The 18011-nt window shown below is 62.4% G+C and carries 16 protein-coding genes and 1 other RNA gene; 14 read left to right on the top strand and 3 right to left on the bottom strand.

The features are described from left to right. Positions 1-8: 8 nt before the first annotated feature. Together ftsY and GCN74_RS16520 are read right to left on the bottom strand one after the other, a co-directional pair. Positions 9-1076, bottom strand: coding sequence for a signal recognition particle-docking protein FtsY (gene ftsY / locus GCN74_RS16525; RefSeq protein WP_152257690.1), 1068 nt, complete (start codon positions 1074-1076; stop codon positions 9-11). 165 nt (positions 1077-1241) lie between these two features. Further along, a complete protein-coding gene (locus GCN74_RS16520; protein WP_152257689.1) occupies positions 1242-2183 on the bottom strand; it encodes a MerR family transcriptional regulator in 942 nt (313 codons plus the stop codon). 197 nt (positions 2184-2380) lie between these two features. Between GCN74_RS16520 and GCN74_RS16515 the strand changes: the two genes are divergently transcribed. From GCN74_RS16515 to GCN74_RS16475, 9 genes are all read left to right on the top strand, one after another. Further along, on the top strand, positions 2381-3694 hold the full coding sequence (locus GCN74_RS16515; RefSeq protein WP_152257688.1) for an NAD(P)/FAD-dependent oxidoreductase: 1314 nt from the start codon (positions 2381-2383) through the stop codon (positions 3692-3694). After that, a complete protein-coding gene (locus GCN74_RS16510) occupies positions 3684-4481 on the top strand; it encodes a DUF1365 domain-containing protein (protein ID WP_152257687.1) in 798 nt (265 codons plus the stop codon). The genes GCN74_RS16515 and GCN74_RS16510 overlap by 11 nt, the downstream gene beginning before the upstream one ends. A gap of 23 nt (positions 4482-4504) precedes the next feature. Next, positions 4505-5731 carry an SAM-dependent methyltransferase gene (locus GCN74_RS16505; RefSeq protein WP_193317120.1) on the top strand — a complete coding sequence of 409 codons (1227 nt, stop codon included), beginning with the start codon at positions 4505-4507 and terminating at the stop codon, positions 5729-5731. Between the two features lie 2 nt (positions 5732-5733). Beyond that, positions 5734-6288 carry a chalcone isomerase family protein gene (locus GCN74_RS16500; RefSeq protein ID WP_152257686.1) on the top strand — a complete coding sequence of 185 codons (555 nt, stop codon included), beginning with the start codon at positions 5734-5736 and terminating at the stop codon, positions 6286-6288. Further along, positions 6285-7565, top strand: a complete 1281-nt coding sequence (locus tag GCN74_RS16495; RefSeq protein ID WP_152257685.1) for an MFS transporter — start codon at positions 6285-6287, stop codon at positions 7563-7565. The genes GCN74_RS16500 and GCN74_RS16495 overlap by 4 nt, the downstream gene beginning before the upstream one ends. Before the next feature lie 37 nt (positions 7566-7602). Next, on the top strand, positions 7603-8370 hold the full coding sequence (locus GCN74_RS16490; RefSeq protein WP_152257684.1) for an SDR family NAD(P)-dependent oxidoreductase: 768 nt from the start codon (positions 7603-7605) through the stop codon (positions 8368-8370). Continuing rightward, positions 8367-8822 carry a nuclear transport factor 2 family protein gene (locus GCN74_RS16485; RefSeq protein ID WP_152257683.1) on the top strand — a complete coding sequence of 152 codons (456 nt, stop codon included), beginning with the start codon at positions 8367-8369 and terminating at the stop codon, positions 8820-8822. Before GCN74_RS16490 ends, GCN74_RS16485 begins: the two co-directional genes overlap by 4 nt. Positions 8823-9395: 573 nt before the next feature. Continuing rightward, positions 9396-10868 carry a porin gene (locus GCN74_RS16480; protein ID WP_319633465.1) on the top strand — a complete coding sequence of 491 codons (1473 nt, stop codon included), beginning with the start codon at positions 9396-9398 and terminating at the stop codon, positions 10866-10868. 150 nt (positions 10869-11018) lie between these two features. Continuing rightward, the gene (locus GCN74_RS16475) at positions 11019-11546 is read left to right on the top strand and encodes a hypothetical protein (protein WP_152257682.1); all 528 of its coding nucleotides are present in this window, start codon (positions 11019-11021) and stop codon (positions 11544-11546) included. A 73-nt stretch (positions 11547-11619) separates the two neighbouring features. Here the strand turns inward: GCN74_RS16475 and GCN74_RS16470 are convergent, their stop codons facing one another. Further along, the gene (locus tag GCN74_RS16470; RefSeq protein WP_152257681.1) at positions 11620-13323 is read right to left on the bottom strand and encodes a thiamine pyrophosphate-binding protein; all 1704 of its coding nucleotides are present in this window, start codon (positions 13321-13323) and stop codon (positions 11620-11622) included. A gap of 226 nt (positions 13324-13549) precedes the next feature. On the opposite strand from GCN74_RS16470, the gene rnpB reads away from it, so the two are divergent. From rnpB to GCN74_RS16445, 5 genes are all read left to right on the top strand, one after another. Continuing rightward, positions 13550-13889, top strand: an RNA gene (gene rnpB, locus GCN74_RS16465) — RNase P RNA component class A. 660 nt (positions 13890-14549) lie between these two features. After that, entirely contained in the window at positions 14550-14978 is a 429-nt protein-coding gene (mraZ, locus tag GCN74_RS16460; protein ID WP_034748899.1) for a division/cell wall cluster transcriptional repressor MraZ, read from the top strand. A gap of 9 nt (positions 14979-14987) precedes the next feature. After that, positions 14988-15965: a 16S rRNA (cytosine(1402)-N(4))-methyltransferase RsmH gene (gene rsmH / locus GCN74_RS16455; RefSeq protein ID WP_152257680.1), complete on the top strand. Its 978-nt coding sequence runs from the start codon at positions 14988-14990 to the stop codon at positions 15963-15965. After that, positions 15962-16231, top strand: coding sequence for a cell division protein FtsL (gene ftsL, locus GCN74_RS16450; RefSeq protein ID WP_010394930.1), 270 nt, complete (start codon positions 15962-15964; stop codon positions 16229-16231). Before rsmH ends, ftsL begins: the two co-directional genes overlap by 4 nt. Then, the gene (locus GCN74_RS16445) at positions 16231-18009 is read left to right on the top strand and encodes a peptidoglycan D,D-transpeptidase FtsI family protein (RefSeq protein WP_034748891.1); all 1779 of its coding nucleotides are present in this window, start codon (positions 16231-16233) and stop codon (positions 18007-18009) included. The genes ftsL and GCN74_RS16445 overlap by 1 nt, the downstream gene beginning before the upstream one ends. Positions 18010-18011: the final 2 nt, after the last annotated feature.

Raw genomic sequence — 18011 nt, 5'->3', positions numbered from 1 at the left:
GTATAGGCTTATCCGAGCAGCGCTTCGACAAATTCGGCAGCCACGAAAGGCTGCAAGTCTTCAATTTTCTCACCGATGCCGATGAAATACACGGGGACGGGGCGCACGCGGGCGATCGCCGCCAGCACGCCGCCCTTGGCGGTACCGTCCAGCTTGGTGATCACCAGGCCGCTCAACTGCAGGGCATCATCGAAGGCTTTCACTTGCGTGAGGGCGTTCTGGCCCGTATTGCCGTCGATGACGAGCAGGGTTTCATGCGGCGCGCCATCCATGCCCTTGCCGATCACGCGCTTGATTTTCTTCAATTCTTCCATCAGATGCAACTGCGTCGGCAAGCGGCCCGCCGTGTCGACCATGACCACGTCGATGCCGCGCGCCTTGGCCGATTGCACGGAGTCGTAGGCCACGGCGGCCGGATCGCCCGATTCCTGCGAAATCACGGTGACGTTGTTGCGCTCGCCCCAGACCATCAGCTGCTCGCGCGCGGCGGCGCGGAAGGTGTCGCCCGCGGCCAGCAGCACGGACTGGTTGTTCGACTGCATGTGCTTGGCCAGCTTGCCGATGGTGGTGGTCTTGCCGGCGCCATTCACGCCGGAAATCATCATCACCAGCGGCTTGTGGCGGCCCAGCTCGAAGCGTTTTTCCAGCGGCAAGAGCAGCTCGATCAGCAGCACTTTCAGCGCCGCCTTGACGGCGGCCGCGTCGAGCAGCTTGTCTTCCTTGACCTTTTTCTTCAATTCCGTGAGCAGGAATTCCGTGGCGTCGATGCCCGCGTCGGACATCAGCAGCGCCGCTTCCAGCTCTTCGTACAGGGCGTCGTCGATCTTTGCGCCGACGAACAGCACGGACAGGGTATTCGAGGTCTTCGACAGGCCCGCCTTCAGGCGCGTCATCCACGATTTTTTCTCGGGTTCGGCGGCCACGATCACGGGCACGAGCTCGGCCGGCGCACCGCTCAGCGGCGCAGCGGCGGGAGCAGCTGCCGGCACGGCAGGCGGCGTGGCGGCAGGAAGAACGGGGGGCTCGGCTGGCGTAGCCTCGGGAGTGATGGGTTTTTTCTTGAAGAAACTAAACATGGATGTGTGGTGGCGGGTGCTGACCTAAGGCCCGGCGGCGCCGGACACTGTTGTTACTGGCTATTCTACCAGAGCGCGCCCGGCCCTTCATGCTTTACTGTTCGATTGGCAACATTGCGCCGCTATCCACGAAGATCGCCGCAATTGCCGCGCTTTCCAGCCGGTTCAGTGGGTTTGCAGCGCCTGCGCCTGATGGCGGCGGCGCCAGTCGGCGATGCTTTCCTCGACTTGCCGCAAGTCCAGCACATGCAGGAAGGGCGGCGGCTGCCTGGACAAGGCGGGACTGCGTCCGCCCGCCCACAATTCCATGCCTGGCTGCAAGCTCGCGTGCAGCTGCTGCAGGCTGTCGCGCGTCTGCCGCCGCTTGCTGGCGCTGGAAAACGACAGGGCCACGATGTCGGCCCGCTGCGCGCGGGCGGCCGCGACGATGTCGGTCAGCGGCGTTTCCACCCCCAGCGACATGCAGTGGGCGCCCGCCGCCGTACACAGCGCTTCGGCCATCAGCAGGCCCAGGCCATGGCGTTCCTGCGGCAAGGTGCTGAGCACGATGCGCGGCGTGCGGGTGGACGGGCTGCTGGCTTGTGGCAGGGAAAAAATGGCGTGGCGCATCACCGTCTGCAAGGTTTCGCTATATAGATGCTCTTCGTACACGGCCAGGTCGCCGCAGGCCCACGCTTCGCCCACCATGGCGGTGAGGGGGGCGATGACGTCGATGGTGAACGCCTTCAAGCCCAGCACGGCCAGCGCCTGGCGCAGGGCATTGCCCAGTTCCGCCATCTGGTGCCCGCGGCACAGGGCCAGGTAGTGTTCGAGTTGCGGCGCCGGCGCCGGTGGCGGCGTGGCGCCCGCGCTGGCCAGCTGCTGCAGTTGCAGGGTGCTGTGCTGCATGATTTTGCCCGGACGAAATCCGAGGTCCAGCAGGCGCTTGACCATGCGCAATTTTTGCACTTGCTCGGCGGGGTAGCTGCGTTCGCCAAACGCATCGCGCTGGGGCTGGGGAAACGCGTAGCGGCGCTCCCAGACACGCAAGGTTTCCTTGGCCAGCCCGGTGTCGCGCTCGACATCGCTGATGCTGAAGGCAGGAGAGAGTTGCAGGTCAGTATCCATACCAGGGGACGTACACGCGTGCCGAAAGATCATATCTGGCATTTTACGCCTTCCACCGCCCCGTACCAAATAGCTGAATCCGATTGGAAATTGTCTGCGTATAAGTTTTGAACGGATGCGCAGCCTCATTGACACAGATCAATATTTGACTGACTATCGATGAGTCTGTCCAGGACAAACATAACACAGGTGCGCTCATGAAAATCGCCGTCGTCGGTGCGGGAATTGCAGGGTTGTCGTGTGCCTATCGGCTGGCGCAGGCGGGCCAGGATGTGACCTTGTATGAGGCGGGTGCGTATTTTGGCGGGCACAGCCATACGGTCGATGTCACGCGCGATGGCGTCACGCATGGGGTCGACACGGGCTTTCTCGTGTTTAACCACGCCACGTATCCGAACCTGGTGCAACTGTTCCAGGAACTGGGTGTCGAGGCGGCCGACAGCGATATGTCGTTTTCCGTGAAGATGCCGCTGGGCGCCGCGCCCGGTGCCCGCGTGCTGGAATGGGCGGGCGCCAGCCTGGACACCGTGTTCGCCCAGCGCAGCAATCTGCTGCGCCCCGCTTTCTTGCGCATGCTGCGCGACATCGTGCGCTTCAACCGCCAGGCCAGCGCGCTGGCCACGGCCGCCTCGCCGGCGCCGGCCCTGTCGCTGGGGCAATTCCTCGACCTGCACGGCTATGGCGAGGAATTCCGTCACTGGTATCTGTTGCCGATGGCTGCCTGCATCTGGTCCTGTCCGGCGCGCCAGATGCTGGCCTTTCCCCTGGCGACCTTCATCCGTTTCTGCCACAACCATGGCTTGCTGCAAGTGAATGACCGGCCGCAATGGCGCACGGTGCGCGGCGGCTCGCGCGTGTACGTGGAAAAACTGCTGGCGGGCATTGCGCAGCAGCGCCTGGCTTGCCCCGTGCTGGCCGTGCGCCGCCAGCCGCACGGTGGCGCGCGCATGGTCGAGCTGCACACGGCCGCCGGCGTCGAACATGCCGATCACGTGGTGCTCGCTTGCCACAGCGACCAGTCGCTGGCCCTGCTGGGCGATATCCGTGACGACGAGCGCTCCGTGCTCGAAGCCGTGCGCTACCAGCCGAACCGGGCCGTGCTGCACACGGATGCCAGCTGCCTGCCGCGGCGCCGCAAGGCCTGGTCGGCCTGGAACTACCAGGGCAGGCCGGCCGTGGAGGAAGGCGCCGCGCCGCAGGTATGCGTGCATTATTTGCTGAACCAGCTGCAGCCCTTGCCCTTTGCGACGCCCGTCATCGTCTCGCTCAATCCCCTGGACGAGCCCGATCCGGCGAGCATCATCGACGCGTTTTGCTATGCCCACCCCGTGTTCGATGGCGCGGCCATTGCGGCCCAGGCGCGCCTGGCCGGCTTCCAGGGCGCGCAGCACACGTGGTTCGCGGGCGCCTGGACGGGCTACGGCTTCCATGAGGACGGCTTGAAGTCGGGCCTGGGCGTGGCGCAAAGCCTGCTGGGCCTGGCGTCGGCGGAGCTCGGCCATGCCGCGTGATCCTTCACTGCCCGTGCCGGCCCAGCCCCAGCTGTGCCTGGGACGGGTGCGCCACGCGCGGCTGCGTCCGCGCGCGCATGCGTTCAGTTACGGCATGTTCTATCTGCGCCTGCCCCTGCGCAGCATGGGCGCGCAGGATTTTCCCGCCCGCTTGATTTCGCGCAACGGCGTCAATCTGCTGTCCTTCCGCGACAGCGACCATGGCGATGGCGCGGCGCCGCTGCTGGACTGGATCGACGGCCTCCTGCGCCAGCACGGCGTGGATGACGCGGGCGGCGAAATCTGGCTGCAGACCATGCCGCGCCTGTTCGGCTATGTGTTCAATCCCGTCAGCTTCTGGTTTTGCCACCGCCCGGACGGCGCGCTGCGCGCCGTGGTGTGCGATGTGCGCAATACCTTCGGCGAGCGCCATCTGTACTTGCTCGAACAGGGCGGCGCCATCGCGTATGGCAGCGAACTGGTCGCCAGGAAAATCTTCCACGTATCGCCGTTTTGCAAGGTGGAAGGCCAATACCGTTTCCGTTTCCTGCGCAACAACGACAAGGGGGGCGAACGCCACCTGGCCCGGGTCGATTACGACGACCTCGACGGTCCGCTGCTGCAGACGAGCTTGTCCGGCACGGCGCAGCCGCTGCGCGATGGCGCCATGGCCTGGGCCTTGCTGCGCTATCCCCTGATGACGTTTGGCGTGATGGCGCGCATCCATTGGCAGGCTTTGCGCCTGTGGCTGCGCCGCGTGCCGTTTTTCAGCAAACCGCTGCCCCCACAAGAAAAGGTGTCCCGATGAGCTCTGATTCCCTGCCGACCGGCATGCATGCGCGCAGCAGCGCACGTCCTGCCCACATGCCCGATCATACGCACCTGGACTTGCCCGCTTCCGGGCGCATGATCGTGCGCCTGCTGGAAAAATTGCAATACGGCGCCCTGCGCCTGCGCACGCCGGACGGCAGCATCCTGCTGTACGGCGACGGCAGCCATCCCGTCACCCTGGACTTGCACAACTGGCGCCTGTGTTCGGCTGTCCTGCGCTCGGGCGACATCGGTTTTGCCGAAACGTTTATCGCGGGCGACTGGCGCACGGACAATTTGCCGGGCCTGATAGAATTGATGATACGCAACCGCGCGCACATCGAGTCCCTGATCTACGGTAACTGGTGGGGCAACCTGATCTATAAGGTGCGCCATCTGCTGCATCGCAATTCGCGCGCCGGCAGCAAGAAGAATATCCACGCCCATTACGACATCGGCAACGCCTTTTACCAGCTGTGGCTGGACCCGTCGATGACGTATTCGAGCGCCCTGTTCACCGAGGGCGCCAGCCTGGAGCAGGCGCAGGGCGCGAAATACGCGCGCATCGCGGAGCAGCTGCAGCTGCAGCCGCAGCGGGGCCAGCGCGTGCTGGAAATCGGCTGCGGCTGGGGTGGTTTTGCGGAAGCGGCGGCGCGCGACTACGGCGCCCACGTGACGGGCCTGACCTTGTCGACCGAGCAGCTCGCGTATGCGCGCCAGCGCCTGCAGGACGCGGGCCTGGCGGCGCAGGCCGACCTGCAACTGCGCGACTACCGCGACAGCCATGGCCAGTACGACGCCATCGCCTCGATCGAGATGTTCGAAGCCGTGGGACAAAGCTACTGGCCCGGCTATTTCGCATGCGTGGCGCGCAACCTGAAGCAGGGCGGACGCGCCTGCATCCAGACCATCGTCATCGCCGACGCCTTGTTCGAGCGCTACAGCAAGAGCACTGACTTCATCCAGCAATACATTTTTCCGGGCGGCATGCTGCCATCGCCCGCCGAGTTTCGCCGCGCGGCCCAGGCGCAGGGCTTGCGCGTGGTGGATGCCTTCAGCTTTGGCCTCGATTACGCGGAAACCCTGCGCCAGTGGCGCGCCAGCTTCCTGGCCCAGCGCGTGGCGCTGGAAAAGCAGGGTTTCGATGGCCGTTTCCTGCTGACCTGGGAGTTTTACCTCGCGTATTGCGAGGCCGCTTTTCAGGCGCACAATACGGATGTCATGCAATTTACCTTGGTCAAGGAGTAATCATGCGCCGCCTGCTCGTTTTGTTCTGTCTGTCATTCTTCATGTCGGGCGCCTCGGCCCAGGCCGCCCCGCCGGCCTTTGTCGCGGCCGACGTGCCCGAAGCCCGGCTGGCGGGCGAGGGCGACTATACCTGGTTCGGCATGCGTATTTACCGGGCCCAGCTGTGGGTGGGCGCGCAGGGATACCAGGGCGCGGCGTCGGCCACGGCGCCATTCGTGCTGGAATTGCGCTATGCGCGTTCGCTCGACGGCAGGAAGATCGCCGAAGCCAGCTACGAACAGATGCAGAAAATCGGCGCGGGCACGCCGGAGCAGCGGCTGGCGTGGCTGGCCACCATGCAGCGCATCTTTCCTGACGTCAAGGAAGACCAGCGCATCGCGGGGGCCTACCGTGCCGGCATCGCGCCCGGCGTGCGCTTTTACCTCGATGGCAAGGTGCTGGCCGACGTGAGCGACGGCGACTTCGCGCGCGCCTTCTTCGCCATCTGGCTGTCGCCAGATACGACGGCGCCGAAGCTGCGCGGCGCCCTGCTGCAGCATGCGGCGCCGCTGCCATGAATGCCGGGGCCAGCGCTTTGAGCTTGCCGGCCCTGTTCCACTACGGCCTGTTCGGCTTGCCGCTGGCCATGCTGGCGCTGCCCATCTATATATATGTGGCGCCGTTTTATGCGCAGCGCAGCAGCCTTGATCTGGCGCAGATCGGCGCCGTGCTGCTGGCGGCCCGCATCGCGGCCGCCTTCATCGACCCGGCCCTGGGCGCCTGGATGGCGCGCGGCGGGCGCAGCTATGCCGCGCTCATCGCCGCCTCGCTGCCCTTGCTGCTGCTGGGTTTTGGCGCCCTGTTCCATCCGCCTGCCATGCCGCCAGCGGCCACCCTGGCCTGGTTCCTGGCCGCCTTGCTGCTCGTTTACGCCGCCTATGGCCTGGCCGGCATCGCGCACCAGAGCTGGGGCGCGGCCTTGAGCCAGGCGCGCGCGCAGCGTGCGCGGGTGGCGGCCGTGCGCGAAGGCTGCGGCTTGCTGGGCGTGATCCTGGCGGCGGGACTGACTTCCGTGCTCGGCTATGACGGCTTGTCGCTGGCCTTTGCCGTCTGCCTGCTGGCGGCGGGCGCGCTGCTGCTGGCGCGCGCGCCGCGTCCGGCTGTGTCCGGCATCACGGCGGCAGCACCCCGCGGCGGCTGGCGGCTGCCATTTCGCCAGCGCGCGTTTCGCTGGCTGTTCGCCGTCTTGCTCGTCAATGGCGTGGCCGCTGCCATCCCCGCCACCCTGTTTTTGTTCTTTGCCGGCGATTTTCTGCGCCTGGACCATTACGCGGGGCCGTTCCTGATCGTATATTTTTGCGCGGCGGCCGCCTCCATGCCTTTGTGGGTGGCCCTGGCGCGCCGCTTTGGCGAGGCGCGCGCCTGGGGCGGCGCCATGCTGCTGGCGGCCAGCGTGTTTGTCTGGGCGTACGGCCTTGGCACGGGCGCCGCCTGGGGTTTTGCCGGCATCTGCCTGCTGTCGGGCCTGGCGCTGGGCGCCGACCTGGCCTTGCCGCCAGCCTTGCTGGCGGGGCTGATCGGCGCGGCGGGCCATGCCGGGCGGCATGAAGCGGCGTATTTCGGCTGGTGGAACTGGGGCGTGCAGATGAGTCTGGCGCTGGCGGCCGGCATCGCCTTGCCCCTGCTGGCCTGGCTCGGCTATGTGCCGGGACAGGGTGGCGGTTTGCCGGCCCTGGCGGCGGCCTACGCCTTGCTGCCCTGCGCCTTGAAACTGCTGGCGGCGCTGCTGCTGTGGCGCGCGCCCTTGCAACATATATATAGTGACCACCTGGAGAATCGCGCATGCGCCTCATGACATGCTGCCGCGTCCGCCAACAGCCGCGGGCCGTCCCATGAACCGCAAGATCGCCATCTGGGCGGGCAAGCGCGTGTGGATCATCGGCGCTTCCAGCGGCATCGGCGCCGCGTGCGCCGCCTTGCTGCTGGAGCAGGGCGCCTGCGTGGCCCTGTCGGCCCGCCATCGGGCCAGCCTGGAGCAGCTGTGCGTGGGCCAGCCGCTGGCGCAGGCATTGCCGCTCGATATCACCCAGCCCCTGCAAGTGCGGGCCGTGTGCGGCGAGCTGCGGCAGCAATGGTCGCATATCGATTTGATCCTGGTGGTGGCTGGCGGCTATCAGGCCATGCGCGCCGATAGTTTTGACCTCGAGGCGGCGCAGGGCTTGCTGGCCCTGAATGTGGGCGGCGTGTTCAATTGCCTGGAGCAAGCCTTGCCGTGGTTGTTGCAACAAGGTAGCGGCGGCATCGGCATCGTTGCCTCCGTGGCCGGCTATGGCGGCTTGCCCAAGGCGCTCGCGTACGGTGCCAGCAAGGCGGCGCTGATCAATCTGACGGAGTCGCTGTATTTGGATTTGCATGGGCGCGGCATTGATGTGTATCAAATCAATCCCGGTTTTGTCGCCACGCCTTTGACGGCGGGCAATGATTTCAAGATGCCGGCCCTGATGACGGCGCGCGACGCTGCCGCCGCCATGCTCGACGGCATCGAGCGGGGCCAGTTTCACATCCACTTTCCCAAACGCTTTACCAATACCCTGCGCCTGGCGCGGCTCTTGCCGTACCGCGCGTACTTTTGGCTGATCCGCAAGGTGACGGGCCTATGACTACAAGCATGCAGGATGCGGGGAAGGGCGAGGGCGCGCTGGCGCGCCTGGTGGCGTTCTACGAGGAGCTGAGCCTGGAAAGCCTGGTGCAGCTGAACGCCTTGTACGCGCCGGACGCCCGTTTCAAGGACCCGTTCAACGACGTCGTGGGGCATGCGGCTATCCTGGCCATCTTCGAGCACATGTTCGTGCAAGTCGATGCGCCGCGGTTTGTCGTGCTGGAAAGCCTGGTGCAGGGAGAGCAAGCGTTCCTGACGTGGGAGTTTCGCTTTCGCATGAAACGCTTGGTATCTGGCGAACAATGTATTCGCGGCGCAAGCCATATCCGTTTCGATGGGCAGGGACGGGTGGTCGTGCACCGCGATTATTGGGATGCCGCGGAAGAATTGTATGAAAAACTGCCATTGCTGGGCCCTTTCATGCGCCTGCTCCGGCGGGCCAGCCAGCGTTAAGCCTGTCTGTTGATGCTTTTAAGCAAAAAATAGAAAAAAGAAAAAGTAAATTGTGTGAAATCGGGCAGCGGAAAACTTGATTTCGATCAATGTGTCGTTTTTTTGACACAAATATGTCGAAATATTGAGAAGGCAACATTGTAAGAAATTGTTTCAACTGATGCGCAATTTGCAAGCAAGAGTCGTCCTCATCCGTTCCATGCCGGTAGCGGACTCTTGTGCAGAAAAACATGGAAAACATTTCTATGTGAGCAATTTAAATTACTGAAAAGTCAGTAATTGTGTTGATATTCTGCCTATTTTCCGGCCGCCCGCGCCGACGTGCGAAATGGCGCCTACGCCCCTGAATAATGCGGCAACGCACCAAAACAGGGCGCGATATTTCCCGTTTTTGGGCATCCGGCAGCAAACATTGGCGATGCCGTGTATGCTTCGTCCCGTTTATCCATTATCGCCTGACAAATTGCGCGCTTTGTCGCGTAAATGATGCAGGGCAAATGATGGGTAAAGCATGTTGACGTTTTAATCACTCGCCTGATACTGTTGCACTAATACAACGGGTGCCAGCAAGCCATGCGCTATGATGGAATAGTCAATCAGGCCAATGCATTGGTTGGCAAGGGGCACTGGCTCTGTCGCGTAGTACGGTTGGCGATGGTCGGGATGCCTGAAAAAGCCCCCGGCCTGGTACCGGAAGTAACATGTTGGAACTTGATGGAATGTGAAACGGTCGTTATAGTGCCGCTTCCGGTGCCCTTTGAGCACCCGAAATGGCGCACGAATGACGGTCGTTATGCAGCCTTCAAGCTTATCGGTGCAATAGCGTGCCGATACCGATATGAATGTTCCCCTGACCGGAACAGCAATGTGGCAGGTGGAGACCTTGCCCTCACTCATAAAAAGCGCTCTGCTAGAGCGCAGCTCGAGATGCATAGGCTGTATTACTTTTTGCTTCAAAAATTAAAGGAAATTGCAATGAAAAAAACTCTGATCACCCTGGCAGTTCTGGCAGCAGCCACTGGCGTAGCCCAAGCTCAATCGAGCGTTGTTATCTACGGTACCGTTGACGCTGGTTTCGTCAGCGAGCGCGGCGGCGTTAACGGCAACGTTAACAAACTGGACAGCGGCGTTGCTTCGGCTTCCCGTCTGGGCTTCAAAGGCACCGAAGATCTGGGCAGCGGCCTGTCGGCTCTGTTCCTGTTGGAATCGGGCTTCAGCGTTGACAACGGTCAACAAGACGTTGCAGGTACCTTGTTCAATCGTCAAGCTTACGTTGGTCTGAGCAGCAAAACGACCGGTACCCTGACCCTGGGTCGTCAATACACCCCTTGGTACAACACCCTGTCGAAAGTTGCTGACCCATTCGCAGCTGGCTACGCTGGTTCGGCCAAGAACTTGTTCCCATCGAACACCCGCACCAGCAACACCGTGCTGTACACCTCGCCAAACTTCAACGGTTTTGACGGCGACGTAGCGTACACCTTCGGCGAAAACGCTGACTCGAACAAAATCGGCCGCAAAATCGGCGCGTCGGTTGGTTACAGCAATGGTCCTTTGAATGCTCGTCTGGCATACAACAACACCAGCAACGACACCGCAACGACCGAAGCCGGTAGCGGCCGTAACTGGTTGGCTGCAGCTAACTACGACTTCGCAGTTGCTAAAGCTTACGTTGCATACGGCGTGAACAAAGGCGCAAACAGCGCAAACCACAACAATGCAGACCGCTTTGCTTACAGCCTGACCCAAGCATCGGCAGCTCCTAGCATCGACAGCAACAACATCCTGGTCGGCGCAACCGTACCTGTTGGCCCAGCTGGCACCGTAATGGCTTCGTTCATCCGCACGAACGACAAAACCGCTGCCAACGCTGACGCTGATCAATGGGCACTGGGCTACTCGTACGCTCTGTCGAAGCGCACCAGCACCTACGCTTCGTACGCTAAAATCAAGAACAAAAACAACGCTGGCTACACCGTTGGTAACAACAGCAATGTTGGTACGGGCGATAAAGCCTTCAACGTTGGCGTTCGTCACTCGTTCTAATATTCGCGCAAGCGAAGCTTAGTACCGCTGCCAGCATCCCTTCGGGGATGCTGATAAGCAAGGAAACGCGTCTCCAGGCTAGTCCTGGGGGCGCGTTTTTGCATTGATGGCGCAGTTATAATGTTGCCGTCACTACAGTAAAGGAATGCCATGTATCCATACACATCGCCGCGCCTGGCCGCCATGCTGGCCGCCTTGTTGCTCGCCAGCGCCACGGGTGCCGCTTTTGCCGCGGCCAAGGGCAAGAAACCGGCCGGACTGGAGCGCTATGGCGTGGCCGTCTATTCGGACCTGTGCCTGCAAAAGGATAGCGGTGAAATCGGCGGCCAGCGCGTCACCCTGCACCGCTTTGCCGAGGCCGATTCCGTCATCTATGAATTCACGGCCGGCGCCCTGAGCTGGCCCATCGTCGCCAACGACGTCAACCTGGACGCGGCCACGGGCGCCTTCGACTTCACCATCGCCGGTGCCGACAGCGAAGAGCGCACCATCGTCGGCAAGTTTTCCAAGGATGGGCAGACCCTGACCCTGGAAGGCGATTACTGCGGCGGCAATGTGCGCATGCCCATGAAATTGAGCCGCGTGCGCGATTTCGCCCGTCCCCTGAAGCATTGCACGCCATGCCCGCCCGCGCCGCCCGCGCCGGCGCAGGACGGCGCCGAGGCGCCTGTCGCGTAAGCGTTTTGACTGTCTGACAATGAAAAAGGCCCGGTATCGACCGGGCCTTGTTGTTTGTAGTGCTGAAACGGACTTACTTGGCCGCCTGCGCCTTTTCCGCCGTGGCGCGGATGGTGGCCAGGGTGGCGTTCGGCGTGATCAGGTTGCCGTCGTAGCGCAGCTCGATCAGGGCCGGCAAGTTGTTGGCTCTGGCGTGCGCCAGCGCCCGTTGCAGGGCAGGGGCGAACTCTTCCGTCGTATTCACCACTTCGCCATGCGCGCCATATGCTTGCGCCAGCGCCGCAAAATCCGGGTTGTGCAGGGTCGTGCCCGAGACGCGACCCGGGTAGTCGCGCTCCTGGTGCATGCGGATGGTGCCGAACATCTGGTTATTGAAGACGATGATGACCACGCCCGCCTGGTATTGCACTGCTGTGGCCAGTTCCTGGCCATTCATCATGTATTCGCCATCGCCGGCAAAGGTGATCACGGTGCGCTCCGGATGCACGATCTTCGCCGCCACGCCGGACGGCACGCCATAGCCCATGGCGCCGTTGGTGGGCGCCAGCTGCGTGCGCATGCCGCCGTAGCGGTAGAAGCGGTGCGCCCACGAGGCGTAATTGCCGGCGCCGTTCGTCAGGATGGTGTCCGCGGGCGCCTGCGCCATGATCTCCTGCGTGACTTGCCACAGGTCCAGCGGCGCCTGGCCATCCCGGAAGATGGGCGGCTGCTCCTGGTAGGCAGCCAGTTCGGCCTTCGCTTCGGCCGGCGTATGCAGCCAGGCGGACGCGTCGACGGGTTCCATGGCGGCCAGCATGGCGCACACTTGCGGCATGCCGCTGTTGATCATCAGTTCTGCCTGGTAAACGCTGCCCAGCTCTTCGGCATCCGTATGGATGTGCACGAGGCGCTGGCGCGGCACGGGCGAGTCGAACAGGGTGTAGCCGCCCGTCGTCATTTCGCCCAGGCGGGGGCCGATGGCGATGACGAGGTCGGCATTTTTCACGCGCGCGGCCAGTTTCGGGTTGATGCCGATGCCCACATCGCCGATGTAGTTCGGGTGGGCATTGTCGAGCAAGTCCTGGAAGCGGAAGGCGCAGGCGACGGGCAAGTGATTCGTTTCGGCAAACTGTTGCAGGTCGGCGCACGCCTGCGGCGTCCAGGTGGTGCCGCCCAGCAAGACCAGCGGCCGCTTCGCGGTGGCCAGCATGGCGCGCAGCTGCTGCAGCTGCGCATCCGATGGGGCCGCCTGCACGGGCTGGTAGGCGCGCGTGTCGGCCACCGTGGCCAGCGAAATGAGCATGTCTTCCGGCAAGGCCAGCACGACGGGGCCGGGTCGGCCGCTGGTGGCCACCTGGAAGGCGCGCGCCAGGTATTCGGGAATGCGCTCGGCACGGTCGATCTGCGCCACCCATTTGGCCATCTGGCCGTACATGCGGCGGTAGTCGATTTCCTGGAACGCTTCGCGGTCGACGAAATCGTTGCCCACCTGGCCGATGAACAGAATCATCGGCGTGGAATCCTGGTAGGCCGTGTGCACGCCGATCGAGGCGTTGGTGGCGCCCGGTCCCCGCGTTACGAAGCAGATGCCCGGCTTGCCCGTCAGCTTGCCGTAGGCTTCGGCCATGAAGGCGGCGCCGCCTTCCTGGCGGTTGATGATGAAGCGGATGCCCGAATCGTGCAGGGCGTCGAGCACGTCCAGGTAGCTTTCGCCAGGCACGCCAAAAGCGGTGTCGACACCGTGGATCTGCAGGGCATCGACCAGGATCTGGCCGCCGGTACGGGATTGTTGCGTCATGTTCGGCTCTTTATATTCTAGTTGGGTGGCAAAGAAGTGGGGCAAGCGGTACGCATGCGCTTGCATGCAAGCAGCTTGCCCCATTCTATGTGAGCCGATTTGGCCCGGCTTTTGAAATGGCGACACCGAATTACACAATCTCCCGGGCCGGGGCGGCGGCGCGGGCGCGCGGCGCCTGCGCAGGCCTTTTTGCAGAAACATGCTGCGGCGCGGTACAATGGCGGGTGAAGCAGGCCAGACAGTCGCTGGCCGGCGCAGCAATGCGCTGGCGGGAGGAAGGTCCGGACTCCATAGAGCGGGGTGACGGTTAACGGCCGTCCGCCGAAAGCCGCAAGGTATAAGGCGAGGAATAGGGCCACAGAGACGAGCGTATTAAGTTACGGTGAAACGCGGTAACCTCCACCTGGTGCAATTTCAAATAGGCACGCGATGATGCTGCTCGCGGAGCGTGCGGGTAGAAAGCTTGAGCGCCCGAGTAATCTGGCGCCTAGAGGAATGACTGTCATAGCGCCAACCTGCAAGGGAAGGTGCCGTAACAAAATCCGGCCTACCGGCCTGCTTCACTTGAATTCCTGCTCCCTGGCTTGCCGGGGAGCATACCGGCCGCAGCGGTTTGCCCGCTGCGCGCCACCCAAAAGCCCCCGCAACGGGGCTTTTTTTGTTTCTAAAAGTATAGCAATCAAGATAAAGTTGTATATACAACTAAAGTGAACAATTGGTTAAAGTTTCTTCGTTCTAATTAATTGCTGCATTGCAAAAATAGTTTTTCCGCTGCAGGCCAGGCCCGGAAAACAGGGGTGGTATGCGGCACGGAGGATTTTTCTTTGCCTGAAACCAAGTCTTTTGCAGCCGATGATTACTGTTGTGTCCGGATGACGAAAATATTGTCATGTGTCAACTAACTGTAAAAAATTCAATTTTTCGATTTCGTTTTTTTCGATGTTTACGGTAGGAAAACACATGTGTGCAGATGAGGTAGCACATTCACTATCTTCCATAAGTATCTAATTTATCGATATATTTTTATTTGAGACTCCTTCAACGATATGCGCTAAGTCCTTAATTTCATTAATAAAATTCCTGTTTTGCCAATCGGAAACCGCTTGACCACTATCTTTGCTTCCTCTAAAGTGGGCAACTGTGTGAAAAAGTGTGTTTTTGTGGGAAATTTTCCCTTTTCATCATGATGCGCAAGCGTCGCAACCCAAGCTCAAAAAAGGTCTTTCGTGTTTCAAGGCGCGTCCGCAATCAATCTCGATGCCAAAGGCAGGATGTCTATCCCTGCCAAGCACCGTGACGCGCTGGCGATTCAATGCGAAGGCCGCTTGACCCTGACCAAACACCCCGATGGCTGCCTGCTGTTTTTCCCCCGTCCCGTGTGGGAAAGCCACCGCCAGCAAATCGCCGCCTGGCCCATGTCGGCGCGCGCCTGGCAGCGCATCTTCCTCGGCAACGCCGTGGACGTCGAGCTGGACTCGGCCGGCCGCGTGCTGATCTCGCCTGAATTGCGTAACGCCGTGGGACTGGCGCGCGAAGTCATGATGATCGGCATGGGCAGTCACTTTGAAATATGGGATGCCGCCAAGTTGGCCGACAAAGAACAGCAGGCGATCGATGCCGGCACCCCCGATGTACTTTCCAATTTTTCTTTCTAAGGCTCCGTAATGACACAACTCACGGTGCCGGAATTTCAGCATCGCACGGTGCTGCTCGATGAAGCGGTCGATGCGCTCGACCTGACGGGCGACCGCGCGCATGGCGTTTACGTCGACGGCACGTTTGGCCGCGGCGGCCATAGCCGTCTGATCCTGTCGCGCCTGGCCGCCGATGCGCGCCTGATCGGCTTCGACAAGGACTTGCAGGCGATCGCCACGGCCGAACAGATCGGCGACTCCCGCTTTGAAATCGTCCATGACAGCTTTGCCACCATGACGGCCAGCCTGGCCGCGCGCGGCGTGCAGCAAGTGGACGGCATCCTGCTCGATCTGGGCATCTCGTCGCCGCAGGTCGACGACGCGGCGCGCGGTTTCAGCTTCCGCAACGACGGACCGCTGGACATGCGCATGGATACCACGCGCGGCATCTCCGCGGCCGAATGGCTGGCGGTGGAAACCGAGCAGAATTTAGAGAAAGTGATACGCGATTATGGGGAAGAACGGTTTGCTTTTCAGATTGCAAAGGCGATTGTTGCTGGCCGGGCAGTCCAGCCAATTTCAAGCACACGACAGCTTGCCGGCATCGTGGCAGGCGCCGTCAAGACCCGCGAGAAGGGTAAGGACCCCGCTACCCGCACCTTTCAGGCCATACGCATTTTCATTAACAAAGAGCTCGAGGATCTCGAGATCGGTCTGAACCAGGCCTATGCCTGCCTGGCGCCCGGCGCGCGCATGGCCGTGATCAGTTTTCATTCGCTGGAAGACCGCATGGTCAAGCGCTTCTTCGCCTCGAAGGCGAACGTGGAGCAGCCTGACCGCCGCCTGCCGATCCGCGCGGTGGACTTGCCGCAGCCGGAAATGAAGCTGATTTCGAAGATGAAGCCGTCCGACGCCGAGATCGAGGGCAATCCCCGCTCGCGTTCGGCCGTGATGCGCGTGGCGCAGCGCCTGCCGCTGGCCGCCCCTGCACATGGCGGCGCCCGATGACTGGCAAGCTGTGTGTCGTGCTGTCGGCCCTGCTGGTGTGCTGCGGCCTGTCGCTGGTGAACGCGCAGTACCAGTCGCGCCACCTGCTGATCGACCTGGAACGCGCGCAAGCGCTGTCGCGCCAGCTCGACATCGACTGGGCGCAGCTGCAGCTGGACCAGTCCACCCTGGGCAAGCATGAACGCATCGAGGCGATTGCACGGCGCGACCTGAGCATGACGCCATTGACGGCGGCACGGACGCAATACCTGACGGAGGGCGAATAATGAAGTTGGGCGGTAACAGCAACGGCCGGGTGGCGGCATCGAAAGGCGTGCCATTCTCGAAGAACCCCGTACTGGCGGTGCGCCTGCCCGTCTGGCGTTCGCGCGTCGTGCTGTTCCTGCTGTTCTTCGCATTCGCCGGCCTGGGCGCGCGCGCCCTGTGGCTGCAGGGCGTGTCGACGCAGTTTTTGCAGAAGCAGGGCAAGGCGCGCTACGAGCGTACCCTGGAACTGCCGGCCACGCGCGGCAAGATCACCGACCGCAACGGCCAGGTGCTCGCTTCGTCCGTGCCCGTGAAGGCCATCTGGGCGATTCCCGACGACGTGCTGCAGGCGTCGCCCGAGAAAATCAATGCGCTGGCCGGCCTGCTGGAAATGAACGTCAACGAATTGCGCAAGAAGCTCGATTCGGACCGCAGCTTCGTTTACCTGAAACGCCAGGTCGAGATGGACGTGGCCGACAAGATCTCCAAGCTGGGCATCGACGGCATCGACGAACGCAAGGAATACAAGCGCTTTTATCCACAGGGCGAAGTGATGACCCACGTGGTGGGCTTTACCAACGTGGAAGACGTGGGCCAGGAAAGCATGGAGCTGGCGCAGCAGAAAACCCTGGTCGGCACCACCGGCAGCCGCCGCGTGATCAAGGACCGTCTGGGCCACATCGTTGAAGACATCGGCTTCATCCACGAACCGCACGACGGCAAGGACCTGACCCTGTCCGTCGACAGCAAGATCCAGTACATCGCCTTCACGCAGCTGAAGGAAGCGGTGGAAAAGTTCAATGCGAAGGCCGGCGGCGCCGTGGTGCTCGACGTGCACACGGGCGAAGTGCTGGCCCTGGCCAATTACCCCAGCTACGACCCGAACGACCGCCGCAAGCTCACGGGCCAGCAGCTGCGCAACCGCGTCATGACCGACACGTTCGAGCCCGGTTCGACCCTGAAGCCGATCACGGTGTCGCTGGCGCTCGATACGGGCCGGGTCAAGCCGGGCACCCTGATCGACACTGGGCCGGGCCGCTACACCATCGCCGACCGCACGATTACCGACACCAAGCCGCACGGCGTGATCAATGTCTCCGAAATCATCGAAATGTCGTCGAATATCGGCACCTCGAAGATCGCGCTGGGCATGCCGTCGCAGGAAATGTGGGAAATGTTTACCAAGGTGGGCTTCGGCCAGCAGCCGAAATGGGGCTTCCCCGGCGCCGTGGCCGGCCGCGTGCGTCCCTATAAATCGTGGCGCCCGGTGGAACAGGCGACCATGAGCTACGGTAACGGCATTTCCGTCTCGCTGATCCAGCTGGCGCGCTCCTACATGATGTTCGCGCGCGATGGCGACACGATCCCCCTGTCGTTCCAGAAGGTCAATGAACTGCCCGTGGGCCAGCAGGTGATCAAGCCGAAGACGGCCGCCGAAATGCGCGCCATGCTGGAACTGGTGGTCTCCGGCGCGCACGGCTCGGCCAAGCGCGCGCAGGTCGCCGGCTACCGCGTGGGCGGCAAGACGGGTACCGCGTACAAAGTGGAAAACGGCCGCTATGCGATGCCGCGCAAATATATCGGCTCGTTCGTGGGCATGGTGCCGATGTCGGCGCCGCGCTTCATCATTGCCGTGATGATCGATGAACCGACCGGCCCTGCCCACTATGGCGGCCAGGTTGCCGCTCCCGCTTTCGCGGCGATTGCGACCAACGCGCTGCGCGCGATGAACGTACCGCCCGATTCCTCCGTTACCGAAATCGTGGTCCCGGCCAATGCCGGTCCGGAGGCCATGTGAAG

The organism is Janthinobacterium sp. FT14W (assembly GCF_009208755.1).
GTDB classification, from domain to species: domain Bacteria; phylum Pseudomonadota; class Gammaproteobacteria; order Burkholderiales; family Burkholderiaceae_D; genus Janthinobacterium; species Janthinobacterium violaceinigrum.
Note: the sequence above shows the minus strand (reverse complement) of the source record. Positions and strands in the feature narration are given on the sequence as shown.